Below are 15,933 nucleotides of genomic sequence, written 5' to 3'. Positions count from 1 at the left end.
AAAGTGGAACAGACAGATCAAGAAATGAAGAAGTTCTGCGACCAGTGTGGTGCTGCTGCCCGACCGGAGGCCAGGTTCTGCGGACGTTGCGGTTTTGACATGAGCGCAATGCCGCCGCCCGCAGTGCAGGCCATGGCTCCTTCCAGCCCAGCGTTTGGGCAAGACGCCATTGAGGGGGAGGCACCCATGTCCATGGGTTTGGGCATGGCTTGGCTGCTCTATCTGGGCGCTTTGCTGCTCTGGATGGTGGTGGTGATGATGCCCAACGGTAAGACTCTGGCCCTCATCGCGACAGTGATGTACTTGGGCTTCGGCTTTGTGATGACTCGGTATGTCATGGGGAGCGTGATGGAGTTTCATCCCATGCACAACACGGTGGCCAATGTATTCAAAGCCAAGCTCTCGATGTTTCTCCTTTGGCCCGTATCGATGTTTCTGCTGTTGTTCAAGCTGACGGTCAACCGCTCTATGTAACCCCGGGGAACAATTCCAATGCTTCACATTTGTTCTCCAAAGCCGACCCGGCTGTCTATCTACTTCCAATGTCTCCTTGGTTTGGGATTGCTTCTGCCGTCCATGGCGGTCTATGCCGAGAAAACCATCAGCTACTACACCGAGAACGCCGGGGAGCGAATCGACAGGGTGTTGGCCTGTCGGGACGGGGCGGATGACCCCAAATCCTTGGGCTGCCGCAACGCACGCTTTGCCAACGATCTTGACTTCGAGGTAGCCAGAAAGTTTGCCGATGAAACTGGCTCTGAAAAAGCGAAGGAAGAATTTAATGAGCAGTCAAAGGAGCTGATCGTCACGAATGCGCTTCGGCAATACCGTTTGCGCAGCCTCAACGTTAACTGCGTGAATATCAAAGCCGAGACTCCGCCCGCGACAAACCTTGGCAAATTGATCTTAAAGGTGGCTCTGCAAGAGAAATTAATCGAACCGCAGTCTGGACAGGCTGACAAGTACCGCACGACGAAGAGGGGAGCAGAGTTTTTGAGGGTGCAGATGCATACCGACGAAAACGGCTTGTTCTGCCCTGTAGATATTCAGTACAGCGGGAAGCGCGAGATTCTCGAGTTTCAGGACTTGACCAGCCAATACAAGGGGAAAACCAACAAGTACGGGGATCAGATCAAGATGGTCCGAGCCAGCAAAGTACAGGTAATCCTCAACAACACGGGGGCCAGCGTGTGGTTTGCCCGAAAGTTGTTCCCATCGCCACTGCCTCTCAAAGGGACGGCGATCGCGCAATTTGTAAGCTTTGAGCTTGCCAACCGGAAGGGTCTGTTTAGTGCGGGAGGTTTATCGGAAGTGGACGGAAAGCCGCGCGCTGAAATCACTCCCGAAAACCTGCTGGCGAACTTCAAGTAGTACTCAACGCAATGCCACGCCAAGCGCCCAACAACTTTATTTCGGAGGAACTCAAATGACGATTGCCAATACGTTCTCCCAACTTGCTATCGTGGCTGCATGCTCCGGCTGCGCCAGCCAAATGCTTTCTGATGAGAAGCTGCGCGCCCATACCTCTCCCTTGATTGGCGTAAGTGCGGCCGAGCTGACGATCCTCAACCGCAATGAGCAGGGTACGAACACGTACTACACAGCCAGGACAAAATCCGGGGCGGAATATCATTGTTCAATTAATGGTGGTGGTGTCTTGGCTGCGGGTATGGTCCAAGGCGGTCAGTGTGCTAAAACGCCTGAGATATCGAAGCCGACTGCTCCAACGGGCCAAGAGCGGGCAAAACCGGTAGGGGCGACCACTAAGCCGGATTCATCCAATAAGCCAGTGAAGAAGTGAATGCTTGCATTGCCATAAGCTTCTCGACTGCGCGTCCGGGTTCTGGCGTCATTGCCGGGGTGATATCGGCCTGACTTGGTTCGGTCGTCACCAGGTAAGGCCGCGGGCGATACAGGTGCTATCGCAATGATGCTGTTGCATGGAATACCCGCGCGCGGGAATTCTGAGAGCGCTCTTCGGGTTTGACTAAGAGCTAAACAGGACAAACCGCCGCCCAGGATGGCTCATATAGAAATGGTCCTGCACCATTTTGCGTAGTCGTCAACCAAATTCTTTACCTTGTCCAACGGGTTCAGCTCGGCGACCATGCCGACCTGCGCGCCACTGAGCGTTTGCGGCTCTAGTAACTTCAGCGTGGACATATGACACCAATTCGACCTTCCAAGCATCGCGCCCGAAACACGCCGTTTGCCTTAAAAAACGAGCAATCAGAGAATAGCCAAAAGAGCTTGCTATTGAGCTTGCTCAAAAACGTCAGCCTTGCAAGCGCGGCACTGTATGTGACTGGCGCGCTCTTCGGTTACGGCGTATCTTTGGCGTTGACTGCTAATTTCGGCTACAACAGCGGCATCTGGTACACGTCCGCACTTGAACTGATTTCCCTCTGCGGTGAAGGATTTCTGGGTGCGATGAGTGCTCTGACGTCTCGTTTTGACTCGAAAGCACTCCTGCGGGTGATGACGGCGTATGGGCTTGCAATTGCTGCGATGGCCTTCGTGATGATTCTTTGCGTAATCGCTTATCCCTTTATTGTTAAACGACTTGATCGTTGGTGGCAAAGCCTCGTAAAGCGCTTTAGTCGTCCACAGCAGAACGAAAAAAGTCGTGTGCCGCTTTCGCTGGTGGGACGCGCGGTTGCAGTAGTTGCGGCGGCGGGTCTAACGGGCTTTTTAGCTGTTCCAGTAGTCGGGGTGGCGCTGGTGACGCTGTTTTCTGTCTTTTCCGTAATCCCGTTATTGGGCTATACCGCAGGAACGGCTTACGCGAAAGACTTGATCGTTGGTCCTCGGCATTGCGTGAGCACGCTCAAAAAAAGGGTCGAACTTGAGAAAATGGCTAGAACGGGAAAGCAGGAGATAGGGGCCGACTGCGTTGAAGTTTTGAATGGCGACACCGGGGAAACGTTCACAGGCAGACTTATCGTCGGACGACCTTCGTACGCAGTCCTATATCGGCCTGATCAAGAAGACGTAGTAGTGGTTGTGCTTAAAACAGGAAGCATGCGAAGCATTCACTCGAAGTGAGCCCTTGTAACGTCAGCGTCGCTGATCGACAGCGAGGCGCCTTGCGTTTGTGGCGCATCGTCATCACCACCCGTCCCGCGCTGGACGGCGAAGTTTGCGGTAGGAAGACTACCGAACCAAATCAACGAAGCGTCACGGAGGACCAGCGCTAGCTCATTTGAATTTCAGCAAGGACAGCGGGGAGTGGGTTAGGGCGCCGCTCTCGGGCAAAAAGTGCGATTGATAGAAGTGGAAGTCGAACCTGTTTTCGGCCCTGCATTTCTTCTCGATGATCTTGTCGTGGGGAAATCCACTTTACCTACAGGCAGTTTCTCGGGGACGTATAGCACGCCATTTGAGCACTGGCGGATAGACCGTTAGGCGATGCCGAGGCTCAACCTAGGACAGTTAGGGGCGGCATATCCTTGGACAAGCTAGTCTAGTTCTTTCCGATCTTTCACCTTAGGTAGTCGAAAAACTCCTCCAATTGGGGGAGGCGCCTGTGAGACGCATATGTCACCATATGTTCGCACAATCGGACACATCATGGACCTGCATTGCGAGATCGCGCTGCTGCTGGCTTGCGGTTTTGCTTCCCCTCTCCCCGGTGGCACGAATTCACAGGGATGGCACGCGAAGCGCAAGACTGGTGACTATCACGGTCACGGCTCGACGGATCAAATGCCGCAGTGCCACCGCTTCACGCGCCTCCTGCCCAGTCGTCTGGGCAGACGTGTTTGCGCGGGGCAGGGCGGCGGGACCTACACGATTACAAAAAACGGAAGAAGAACTATGCCGGATGCCGAGGACGCGGCACCAAGCATCGAAACGGTAGAAACCATTTCTCTGGCTCGTCAACAACTTAACAATAGGGAGTAATCATGCGTATCGCAAGGATTTGTTTGTCCGCGTTCTTTTCGCTTGGTTTGCTAGATGTGGCAGGAGCTGCTGACATTGGCATAGCGTCATTCAATCTGGCATGGGCCGGAACCACCACTGATTTCAATCGTCACGCGGAGGTTTGTTCTGCCCCCGCCGTCCAGTGGTGCGACACCCGCGCGAAGAAGGAAACGGGCGCGCAGGAACCAACGTCAGTGGAAGAGGCGCGCGCGAAGCAGTGTCAGATCGACTTTGACAAAGCATCCGGTGGCCCGCTGGCGGGTATGTCAGTCGCACCGTGCAACGCCTACAAGCTCACTCCAAAAAAGGTAGTAGGTGGCGCAGCGAATCTTTACCTCGAAAAGCTCCAAGGGTTGAAAGAGACGGTGCACACCCTTGTGGCTGAAAAGCAGGTTCAGATCTTTGCATTCCAGGAGGTGAAATCGGTGGGTGTTATTCGAGAAATACTCGGAGTGCATGCCGCAAAATTTGATACTTGCCTGGCGAACCACAGTGCGTTTCAAACGGTTGGCTTCGCCTGGGTAAAGACGTTGTCATCCGCGCCGGCAAGCTGTGTCCCAGAGAGCTCACTCTCCATTAAAGAAAAGCTGCAGGACTCAACGTCCCTAAGGACCTTGCGCCCCGGCTTGTCCCTCGAATTGACCGTAGAAGGCCAACCACTGACGATCATGAATGTGCACCTAAAATCTTCGTGCGCGAATTTGATAACTGGCGGTGGGTTTCCGGGTCGGCTTCTTACTGACAAAGACTCAGCCTGCCAAGTGCTCAATCGTCAGGTAGCACCGCTTGAAAGCTGGATTGAGCGCGTTGCAGCCAAATCACCACGTTTTGTCCTGTTGGGAGATTTCAACAGGCGCCTTGACGAAGAGGCCAAGCAAAAAGTACCTGTGAACAAAGTTCGCGTCGATGGAACTGATCCAGCTGGTGTGAACAGGGCGGACGCTGACGGGCAGGTAGCGAGCAAGTACCTGTGGCAAGAGATTTCCGATGGCAACCCATCGCTTCATCAGGTTTTACTGGATGAGTCTGCAGTAGGCTGCAAGGGATTTGTTGGCCTGGATCACATTTTGCTCAGCTCTACCTTGCGTGCATTGCAGCCTGCCGAACCCCGGTCGGTCAAGCTCCCAGTTGCGCAGAAGGCGGGACAAAAGATAGTCTCGAGTGATCATTGCCCTCGGGTAACTGTCCTGAAGTTCTAGTGTTCCAGCCCGGCACGGAGTGCTGGGGCAACACTGTGCCGCAAGCATCCACTTAACTTGGGCTGATCCCAGTGTTGCAGGCAGCATGAACTTATGCGCCAAAGAAATAAGTATGCCTATGAGTGCACGAAACACGACACAATTTGTAATATGTAGCGATTTGTGTTTACTCGTATGCCCTAAAAGATAGACTTCACAAAGCTTGCCGGGAGGCTGGCTCATGGGGTGTTCATCCCCTGGCGCTAGGCAAATAACAAGGTGCGTAATGAGAGGGGAGCAATACATCAAGGCGGATTTTGTGTGGGCGCTGCAGACCATGTGCGCCGTGCATCGACTTCCCTTCGATGGAAATTTGCTTCTCCAGCAATTTCCGCCCCCCTATGACACTGCAGCAGTGGTCCGCGCTGCCCGTGGCTTGGGCTTTAAGGCACAGCTTCGAACGATTGAACCGGCGCAGTTTTCACAGTTACCACTCCCCCTGCTCGTAGAGCGACAAGCTTCGGCGCCCGTCAAAGGGTCTGACGAGTCCGATGTAGCTGAATTGGATCTTGCTGCAGATCTTGAGCCGCAGAAACTAACGGTCGCAGTGCTTATTGCGCTAAGTGATACCGAAGCCGTATGGCTGGCGACTGGCAGTGATTCGCCAGTAACCACACCGCGCGGGCAACTATTTTCTGAGCTGACGGGTCGGGTGTTCTTGCTCTATCCCGAAGATGAAGCCATCCGCGACCCGGACGCTGCTCCCGGCGCAAGTGCCTCTTTCGGCTTTCGCTGGTTTGTGCCTGAGCTTCTCAAGCACCGCAAGGTGTGGCACGAGGTATTGGGCGCAAGTCTGGTGTTGCAGCTGCTGGCGCTAGGCCTGCCCCTGTTTACCCAAGCCATCATCGACAAAGTGGTCGTTAACCGCACTGAGAGCACGCTGATTGCCCTGGCCATTGGCATGGGGGTGTTCATGCTGTTTACCGCGCTGCTCACTTGGGTGCGCCAGTACGCGATTTTGCACACCGGTAACCGGGTTGATGCGGTGCTGGGCGCGGCGGTGTTTCAGCATTTGTTTCGGCTGCCGCCCAAGTATTTTCAGAACCGGCCCACCGGCGTCATCGCGGCGCGGCTGCATGGGGTAGAGACCATACGCGAGTTTATTGCCTCGGCGGCTGTCACCATCATTCTGGATGTGCCTTTTTTGCTGATCTGCATGGGCGTGATGTTTTACTACTCGGTCACGCTCACGCTGATTGTGCTGGGCATTCTGGCCGTCATTGCGTTGCTGTCGTTTTTGGTCGCGCCCATTTTCCAAACGCGGCTGAACCAGCAGTTCATGCTGGGCGCGCGCAACCAGGCTTTTTTAACTGAATACATCGCCGGCCTGGAGACCGTCAAAAGCCTTCAGTTTGAGCCGCAACTGCAAGCCAGATACGACGGCTACCTGGCCACCTACCTGCAATCGGGCTTTCAAACCAAACAGATTGCCAACACCTACAACGTGGTGGCCAACACGCTAGAGCAGATGATGACGCTGCTGATATTGGTGACAGGCGCGTGGATTGTCATGCACCCTGACACCGTGGCCCTGGCAGCGGGTACAGGCACCGTGTTCACCATCGGCATGCTGGTGGCTTTTCAGATGTTTGCCGGCAAGCTCAGCCAGCCCATGCTGCGCATGGTTGGTCTGTGGCAGCAGTTTCAACAAGCTAGCCTGGCTGTGGACAGGCTGGGCGACTTAATGAACGTTCCCACCGAGCCCTACCGCCTTGCGCCCAGCCGCAAAAGCCAGGCCAAAGGCGAAATTGAATTGATAGACATCGGCTTTCGCTATGCGGATGATCTGCCGCTACTGTACCGCAACGTCAACCTCACCATTGAGCCGGGCCAAACGGTCGCCATCATGGGCCCTAGCGGCACGGGCAAATCAACCCTCACCAAGCTGCTTCAGGGCTTTTATCGGCCTACCGAAGGGCAGATCAAGGTAGACGGCATCGACATCCTGCACCTGAGCGCCAATGAGCTGCGCGCAAACTTTGGCGTGGTGCCGCAAGAGACGGTGCTGTTCAGTGGCACGGTGTATGACAACCTGATCATGGCTAACCCGCATGCCAGCTTTGAGCAAGTGGTGCAGGCTTGCCAGATGGCGGAGATTCACGACGCCATCCAGGCACTGCCGCAAGGCTATCAAACTGAGATTGGCGAGCGCGGCGCAGGTTTGTCTGGCGGGCAAAAGCAGCGCCTGGCCATTGCCCGCGCCTTACTCAAAAAACCCAAAGTGCTGATTTTTGACGAAGCCACCAGCGCGCTGGACGCACAAACCGCCAACTCCTTTGCCACCACGGTCAACGCCTTGCGCGGCAAGGTCAGCATGCTGTTTGTGACGCATGCGTTGCCCAAGACCCTGCAGGTTGATGAAATCTTCGTCATCGGCGGCGGGCACCTGAAAAGAGTTGTGCAGACAAAGGCAGTGGCATGAGCAACTTGACCCAAGCCCTGACCAAACGCCTGTTGCCTGATGCAGCCGAGTTTTCCCCTGGCTTGCTAGCCATTCAGGAAAGCCCGATGCCCAAGCTGCCGCGGTTGATTTTTTACATCGTCGCGGTGCTCTTCACCATCTTGCTGGCGTGGACCATCTTCGCCAAGGTTGACATCGTTGCCGTAGCCGAAGGCAAGCTGGTGCCCATCAGCTATACAAAAATCGTTCAACCCGCCGAGGCCGGCGTGGTGGCCGAAATTCTGGTGAAAGAGGGTGACCAGGTGCAAGCCGGGCAAGTATTGATCCGTCTTGACCCCACCATGACAGGCGCCGACAGCCGCAGCTTGGCAAGCGAGCTGACACTCAAACGCCTCACATTGCGGCGTGTAGATTCAGAACTGGCAGGCATTCCGCTGGCCATCAAGGACGGGGACGAGCCCGCCATGATTGCCCAGGTGCAGGCCCAGGCCAACGCACACCGCCAAGCCTTCACCGATTCGCTGGCACAAGAGGTGGCCACGCGCGAGCGGGCACAAAACGAGCTGCGCTCTGCGCAAGAAACTCTCACCAAACTCAAAAGCACACTACCCAGCTATGAGCAGAGCGCCAAAGCGCACAACAAGCTGGTGGCAGAAGGCTTTTTGAGTCCGATAGCTGGCAACGACAAAGAGCGCGAAGCCATTGAAAAGTCGCAAGACCTCAAAGCGCAGGCTGCCACCGTACAGGGCTTGCTGTCCACCATCACCGCTCAAGACAAAAAAATCGCTGGCCTATCCAGCACCTTCCGCAGCCAACTGCTGATTGAGCGCACCGAGGCCATGGGCCAACTTGCAAAGTTGGAGCAAGACACCCAGAAAATGGGCTATAAAACCGGCCTGCTCGAGTTGAAGGCGCCGCAAGCCGGCATCGTCAAGGACGTAGCCACTACGAGCAAGGGTGCTGTGGTGCAGCCTGGCATGGTTCTGCTGACGTTGGTTCCGAAGGGCGAGCAGCTGTTGGCTGAGGTGCAGGTTAAAAACGAAGACGTGGGTTTTGTGCAGGCGGGCCAGCAGGTGCGCATCAAGGTAGCGGCTTACCCATTTCAAAAATACGGCCTGATAGAAGGGCGCATGCAAACTTTGGCACCCGACGCGCAATCGAACACCAACAACCCCGGCCAGCCCGCGCCGCAGGGCTACAAAGCGATGGTCAAGCTGGATACACAGTTTCTGGAATCGCTCAACGGCGACACCAGCCAGCGCAAGGGCCTTGAGGCTGGCATGCAGGTGGCTGTAGAGATTCACCAAGGCCGCAGAACCATCATGGAGTATCTGTTGAGCCCGGTGCAGAAGGTGTCGGCTGAGGCGGGGCGGGAGAGATGAGCGCGAGGCGGGCTCTGCTTCTGGGTGGCAACTTGCGTCAGAAGAATGGCAGCCTATGCCGTAGGGGTGCACCAGCGCTGTTGGTGACTGCCATAACGACGATCAATGCGAAATATGGAAGTTCATTTGAAAGGAAAACAGCATGGACTACGGACGTAGGCTAGTGAGGGTATTCAAAACAATTGGATTTGTAATGACATTAGGAGTCAGCATGACAGCATGTTCAGAAACAACTTGGAAAGAGGAAGTGTTGTTGCACGATGGAAGCAAGATGGTGGTGACACGTTCTCAAAGTCGGGGGGGCAGGGGTGAAGTTGGTCAATCGCCCATCAAAGAACAAGTAATTAGTTTTGCGCTACCGGGCACAGCCAAGCCAGTGACATGGAAGGATGAATTCAGTGAGGATGTAGGGCATTCGAATTTTGACTTACTGGCCGTACATGTACTCAACGGTACTGCTTATATCGTGACATCAGCCTACGGATGTCTCGCATATAACAAATGGGGTCGACCAAACCCGCCATATGTCTTCTTTCGGTACGACACGTCAGCGTGGATACGAATTTCCCTCACCGAATTACCTGCTGTATTCAAGGAAATTAATGTTGTCATTAATACCTCAGCACATGAGAAAAAGTTGATTGACGAAAGTCGTCAGGCTGGCACTGTATCAGCTGCGAGCATCAAAAAACTTAATAGCAGCCTGACGCAGGCGGAGTATCAAACTATATTGCGTGCGCCAGTTAAACGGGAAGGCTCCGAGGGTTGCCCGGAGATGGTTCGGATTGACGGCGGTTGGGTAAGCCCTGGCAATTCGATTGGCAAACGCATGATGGATCAACAGTTAAACAAAACCAAATAAAACTTAAGAAGCAGACTATGGCAACACAATTTGAAATTGATTGCGCATTGATGGCTGGACAAGTCTATCTTTCGACACGTACCAGCATCAATAAACTACCAGTGCCAGATGGCTGGTCGGAAATACCGCTTTCACATGTAAATTTGACAACTGGATTTGAAGCTGGGGCGTTTTTTAAGGGCAATCAAATTGTCATCTCCTACGCGGGTACTTACCCAAGCGATTTGGCTGGGGATAACGCAGCAAATTTGGGTCTTGGCTCAGGTGTTGGATCGATTCAATTACTACAAGCCGCGCAGTATTACTTGCAAATAAAAACTGATTACCCAACGGCTCAATTCACTTTCACTGGTCACTCACTAGGCGGTGGACTGGCTTCTTTAACTGCAATATTTTTCAATGAAACCGCTTTGACATTTGATCAAGCACCGTTTCGCAACGCCGCCAATGCGGCAGTGGCTCACGGATTACGAAGTGAATTGATGGCGATGTTCCCAGCCGCGAGCTACCCAATGGCATCAACTTGGCTCGCACCGTTAGACCGATTTATTTCATCATTGGATCCCTTGGGGTTAGGCTGGTCACAAGACGGCTTGGCGATCAGAGAAGCCAGAGTTTCCAACATAAACGTTAAAGGTGAATTTTTAACCGTACAGCCTCTACTCAGCAGAATTGGGAATCAGCAGATCACTTTAGACCACGGGACAACAGATATTAGTCTAGGTATTGCGCTGCATTCACAGGCTCTTCTGGCAGCTTTCTTGCAAAGTGATATGTCCAAGCAAAGCGGCGTAGTTACTTCGTCATTGAGGGAGGTGTCATTCAAACTACCTGACATGATTCGGTTGATCTTTAGTGACAAGCTTTATGGCTTTCCAACGGATAAAGAAAACGAGAATTTTATTGATCGTTTGGTAAGACATGAATTCGGCGACGCACCTTTGGTGACAGGGGCTGATGCCATGATTACCCGCTTCACGAAGGACATGATCAAGCTAGCTCAAGACAACGGCTTGACCCTGACAGACGGCAACGCAGGCATCTTTAGAAGTGCCGCCAACAATATCAGCAAGGCGTTAACCGCCTTCGCAATGCAAAAGTATTACGAAGAAAATTCTGCTAGCGCAGGCTACAAAAAAGAACTCTTTACCGATGTCACCGGCGGCATCCAGTTCGACATGGCGAACGTCTCCACTGAATTCGCCGCAGCATTTCAATCCAACGAAAAGCTCGACTTGACCGACGCCAAAGGCTTTGATCTCTATTTCCAGAACTACCTCACTCAATCATCAGGATTAACTAGCTTCGAGCACCAACTCATCCAGTCCATGCTGCCCTATATGCGCGACTGGTACGTACAAGCCGGCGCAAACGGTCTGGCCAACACCGACATTTTCAATCGTGGCGCTTTCATGCTAGGCGGGAGTAACAGCGATGCCCTGGTGGGCGGAATCGCCGCCGACCTGTTGGTGGGCAACGCTGGCGACGATCTGCTTATGGGTGGAACCGGCAACGACACCCTGTTGGGCGGATTAGGAAGCGACACCTACGTTTTCCAAAGCGGTGATGGGCTGGACACCATCCTCGACAGCGACGGCAAGGGCAGCATCATCCGGGACGGCGAAACATTAACTGGAGGTGCCCAGTATGGCGACAACCGCGTCTACCGCAGCGCCGACAATAAACACCTTTATGTCCTTGCCGACGACAGGACCCTCATCATTGATGGCCAGATTGTGGTGCAAACCTATGACAAGGGTCGATCTGACTTCGGTATTACCTACAGCGACGCGTCCGTGGTGGAGAGCCCGGCAACCACTAGGGAGATCAAAGGCGACCTCAAGCCAATAGACACCGACCCCGCTGAGGAAGGCGATCAATACAAGGAAGATGCATTGGGCAACATCATTGTCGGCGGGGAAGCCGACGCTGATCGCAGGGATACGCTCAAAGACAGTGCTGGCAACGATCACATAACCAGTGGGGGCGGCAATGATGTCGTCTACACAACCCGTGGCGGCGATAACAAGGTGGAAACCGGCAGCGGACGCGACTGGGTATATGGTGGGGCGGGCAAAGACTTGGTGATGGGCGGGTCGGATGGTGACATCTTGCAGGGCGGCGGCGGTGATGATCGTCTTTACGCCGACAGTCAAATTACCGTAGCTCAGGCGATTGACAGCGGCAACAGCCAGAATGGCAGCGGAAATAGAGGGGATTGGCTGGCGGGTAATTCTGGTGACGACATCATGATTGGCGGGACAGATAACGATGTTCTTTTTGGGGGCGGCGGAGCTGACCTCATGGTTGGTGGCGCAGGCGACGACGACATTTCGGGAGATGTGGACTGGATGCCAAGCAGCCTGAACTGGCAAGTGGTGGCTGGCACTACGCGGCTATTTACTCCTGCAAGTGGAACTTCCAATCCCGCTGACTTTGGTGCGGACGTGATTTATGCGGGCACAGGCAATGATCACGCCTGGGGTGGCCGCGGTAACGATGTGCTGTTCGGCGAAAGTGGAGACGACGTCCTGGTCGGGGACGGTGACAACGACGCACTGTTTGGAGGCGCAGGAAAAGACGTACTCAATGGTGATGGCATTGATGTTAATGGAGATGTCGAAGCCTTTATGGGTGACGACTACCTGGATGGCGGCGCTGAAGCTGATCAACTTTGGGGAGGGGTCGGGAATGACATCTTGGTGGGTGGCGCCGGGGACGACTATCTTGAAGGTGGCGCCGGTCAAGATATCTATCTTTTCAATCGGGGTGACGGTACCGATACGGTGATTGACACGAAATCTGAAAACAACATTTTTCGCTTCGGAGCAGGGATCACCTCCAACGACATCACCCTGCGCTTGGGCTCGTTGTTGTTAGATATAGGGAACGGCGATCAGATCCATATCGACAATTTTGATCAAAACGATGCATACAACAGCGTTGCGATCGACAGCTTCCAGTTTTCCGATGGCAGCAGTTTGAGCAGCAGCCAATTGCTAACGCGCGGGTTTGATGTTGACGGTAGCGAGCTAGACGACGTTCTACTTGGCACCAACATCACTGACCGCATCCGAGGTTTCGGGGGAAATGACGGCTTAATTGGCGGTGGGGGCGACGACGTCATTTGGGGCGGTGCTGGGGACGATGAAATCTACGGTGATGACATCACGCATGCCTCAGGCAACTTTGTCATTGACCCGGCTACCCACGGCAAAGACATACTCGACGGGGGAGAGGGAAACGACATTCTGGAAGGTGGTGGCAATGACGACACCCTGACAGGTGGACTGGGCGACGACGAGCTGGTTGGAGGTTCTGGTAACGACATTCTGAAGGGCAACGAAGGCTTGGATCTTTTGTACGGCGGCGGTGGCGACGATATGGTCGATGGCGGTGACGGCAATGACATTCTGGAAGGTGGCAGTGGTAATGACACCCTCCATGGTGGAGAGGGTACAGACACAATGCTGGGGGGTAGCGGTAACGATACTTTGACGGGCAATACGGGTATCGATCTGCTGTATGGCGACGAGGGCGACGATGTCATGAGTGGCGGCGGGGACGACGACACGATGTTCGGTGGTGAGGGCAGTGACGCACTCGACGGTGGCGATGGCGCTGATTCTCTGAATGCCGAGGCAGGTTCGGATGAGTTGCGGGGGGGCGCAGGCGATGACCAACTAAACGGTGGAGCGGATAACGATACCCTGCACGGCGGCGCCGAAAACGACATTCTCTCGGGCGGGGATGGGGACGATGTTTTGGCTGGTGAAAATGGCAACGATCAGCTGACCGGAGGCGGCGGGGCAGATGTCTATAAGCTGGAGGCAGGTTGGGGAAGCGATTGGATATCCACGGAGGATTCGCTGGATGTTATTGAATTTGGTGCTGGCGTCAATGAACAGGATTTGATGCTTCGCAACGTAGCGGAGCGGCTGGTCATTGTTAATCTTCTCACCGGTGACTCATTGCACGTGTCTGCCGCGCAACCGACTGCTGCAGCACCGCATGGAATTCAAGCCATTCGATTTGCTTCGGGTGCTGTTTGGGATGCGGCTACCATCGCGCAGAAATCGCTTCTTGGGACTGAAGGTGCTGAAACAATTGTCGGTACCGTAGGGAACGATTTATTGCAGGGTTTTGGCGGTAACGACGTGCTCGTTGATTACGAAGGCAACGATATCTTTGTAGGCGGCACCGGCAACGACCGTCTCTATGATGAAAACATGACCTCCAGCGATGTGTATCGATACAACCGCGGGGATGGGTGGGACGACATCTGGGATGCTGGCGGTACGGACACCATTGAGTTTGGGCAGGGAATCTCTTCAGACGAAGTGATAGTGCGGCATTTCGGCAGGCATTTCTATCTGGAGATGGATTCACTGAACACCATGTGGATTGATTCGATGTTCCATTGGTCTGACAATTCCCTGCAGGCGCAAGCAATGGAATACGTTGCATTTGCTGACGGCACTCGCTGGGACTGGACGACTATGAGAGCGAAGTCGCTGGAGGGAAGCTTGCGTGACGATCGCATCGAAGGCTACGAGACGAGTGACTTCATCAACGGCAGCGAGGGTGATGACCAAATTTTTGGCTCGGGCGGCAGTGATATTTTGATGGGCGGAGACGGTGCCGACGAGCTTTTTGGCAACGGGAATTCCTGGATCTCTGATGACGATGTATTCGAAGGCGGCCGTGGAAATGATCGCGTGTTTGACGGTGACGAAACCTCGAACGACACATACAAATTTAATCGGGGTGACGGCCAAGACGTCATGGACGACACGGGAGGCGTTACCGATCGAATTGAATTTGGTGATGGCATTGCAGCGTCGGACCTAATCTTCGGTCGCGACGAGCACTTTATTCACATCACCTTCAGAGACACATCTGACAAAATTTCTATCTATTCGCCCAGTTACAGAGGTGATGGTGTTTTTCCGACTCCGAGCTCAATAGAGCAGGTAAAGTTTGCCGATGGCACGGTGTGGGCCTGGAATGCGTTGATGGCGGCGAGTAGCAACCAGGCCCCGGTAGCGCTTCAAACAATAGGCCAGCAAGTGGCCAATGAAGACACAGCATGGCACTTCACGATACCTGCTGACGCATTTGGCGATGTCGACGCCGATGTGTTGACGTACGACGCAACGTTGGCTGACGGAGGTCCACTTCCTGCCTGGTTGAGTTTCAACGCCCAGACTCAGACGTTCAGTGGTGTTCCTTCAAATGCAGATGTTGGTGGTCTGACATTTCGACTTATCGCAACTGATCCCTCAGGTGCCAGCGCATCAAGCACATTCAGTCTGGCGATTACAAACAGAAATGACGCCCCGACGGTAGCTAGGGCAATTGCAAACCAGGATGCTATCGAAAGTAGCGTCTGGACTTACGTGTTGCCTGATGATGTGTTTGCCGATGTTGACGCTGGCGACTTGCTGTCCTACGGTGCCGCACTGTCCGATGGCCGCGCGCTGCCATCTTGGCTGTCTTTTGATGCAGCCACGCGCACCCTCACTGGAGCGCCGCCCGACACGGCTTCTGGGATTCTGACGTTGCGGATCACCGCAACCGACCTGACCGGCGCGAGTGAGACAACAAGTTTCAGTCTGGATATCGCCAATAGCGTCAATGGGACCGTTGTCGGTGACACCTTGACGGGCACCACCGGGCGAGACTACCTGTATGGCTTGGAAGGCAACGACACCCTAAACGGTGGTGCAGGCGCAGACACCATGCTCGGCGGTGCAGGCAACGACATCTATACCGTTGAGAACGCCGCAGACTCCGTCATCGAACTGACCAATGAGGGGACGGATACGGTCAAGGCCGCAGTCAGTTACAGCCTCGCAGAGAATGTCGAGAACCTGACCTTGACCGGCACAGCAGCCATCAATGGCACAGGCAATGCCCTCAACAACACCCTGGTAGGAAACACCGCAGCCAACACCCTCTCTGGAGGTGCTGGCAACGACACCTTGAACGGCGGCTTAGGCGCCGACACCATGGCTGGCGGCTTGGGCGACGACACGTACTACGTAGACAACGCCTCTGACAGCGTCGTTGAGGCGGCAGCCGAAGGCACAGACCGCGTCATCTCCTCCATCAGCTACACCCTGG

10 protein-coding genes are annotated in these 15,933 nt (G+C 54.4%); all 10 read left to right on the top strand.

Annotated elements, in window-relative coordinates; translation table 11 throughout:
* Window positions 1-3 precede the first annotated feature (3 nt).
* Window positions 4-474, top strand: a complete 471-nt coding sequence (locus VE934_RS08770; RefSeq protein WP_324886458.1) for a zinc ribbon domain-containing protein — start codon at window positions 4-6, stop codon at window positions 472-474.
* A 102-nt stretch (window positions 475-576) separates the two neighbouring features.
* On the top strand, window positions 577-1,371 hold the full coding sequence (locus VE934_RS08765; protein WP_324886456.1) for a hypothetical protein: 795 nt from the start codon (window positions 577-579) through the stop codon (window positions 1,369-1,371).
* A 55-nt stretch (window positions 1,372-1,426) separates the two neighbouring features.
* Complete coding sequence (locus VE934_RS08760; protein WP_324886454.1) at window positions 1,427-1,801, top strand: hypothetical protein; 375 nt, start codon at window positions 1,427-1,429, stop codon at window positions 1,799-1,801.
* A gap of 362 nt (window positions 1,802-2,163) precedes the next feature.
* On the top strand, window positions 2,164-3,045 hold the full coding sequence (locus VE934_RS08755) for a hypothetical protein (RefSeq protein WP_324886452.1): 882 nt from the start codon (window positions 2,164-2,166) through the stop codon (window positions 3,043-3,045).
* Window positions 3,046-3,570: 525 nt separating this feature from the next.
* Window positions 3,571-3,903, top strand: coding sequence for a hypothetical protein (locus VE934_RS08750; protein WP_324886450.1), 333 nt, complete (start codon window positions 3,571-3,573; stop codon window positions 3,901-3,903).
* Between the two features lie 2 nt (window positions 3,904-3,905).
* Window positions 3,906-5,123: a hypothetical protein gene (locus tag VE934_RS08745; protein WP_324886448.1), complete on the top strand. Its 1,218-nt coding sequence runs from the start codon at window positions 3,906-3,908 to the stop codon at window positions 5,121-5,123.
* Window positions 5,124-5,388: 265 nt separating this feature from the next.
* A complete protein-coding gene (locus VE934_RS08740; RefSeq protein ID WP_324886446.1) occupies window positions 5,389-7,584 on the top strand; it encodes a peptidase domain-containing ABC transporter in 2,196 nt (731 codons plus the stop codon).
* Window positions 7,581-8,945, top strand: a complete 1,365-nt coding sequence (locus VE934_RS08735) for an HlyD family type I secretion periplasmic adaptor subunit (protein WP_324886444.1) — start codon at window positions 7,581-7,583, stop codon at window positions 8,943-8,945. Before VE934_RS08740 ends, VE934_RS08735 begins: the two co-directional genes overlap by 4 nt.
* A gap of 142 nt (window positions 8,946-9,087) precedes the next feature.
* Window positions 9,088-9,807 (top strand): hypothetical protein, encoded by a 720-nt coding sequence (locus tag VE934_RS08730; RefSeq protein ID WP_324886442.1) that lies wholly within the window; start codon window positions 9,088-9,090, stop codon window positions 9,805-9,807.
* A gap of 17 nt (window positions 9,808-9,824) precedes the next feature.
* Window positions 9,825-15,933 (top strand): putative Ig domain-containing protein (locus tag VE934_RS08725; RefSeq protein WP_324886440.1); only part of this gene is annotated, 6,109 nt, incomplete at its 3' end.

This window comes from Polaromonas sp. (genome assembly GCF_035638815.1).
Classification (GTDB): domain Bacteria; phylum Pseudomonadota; class Gammaproteobacteria; order Burkholderiales; family Burkholderiaceae_C; genus Polaromonas.
This window is presented reverse-complemented; position numbering and strand designations above follow the sequence as displayed.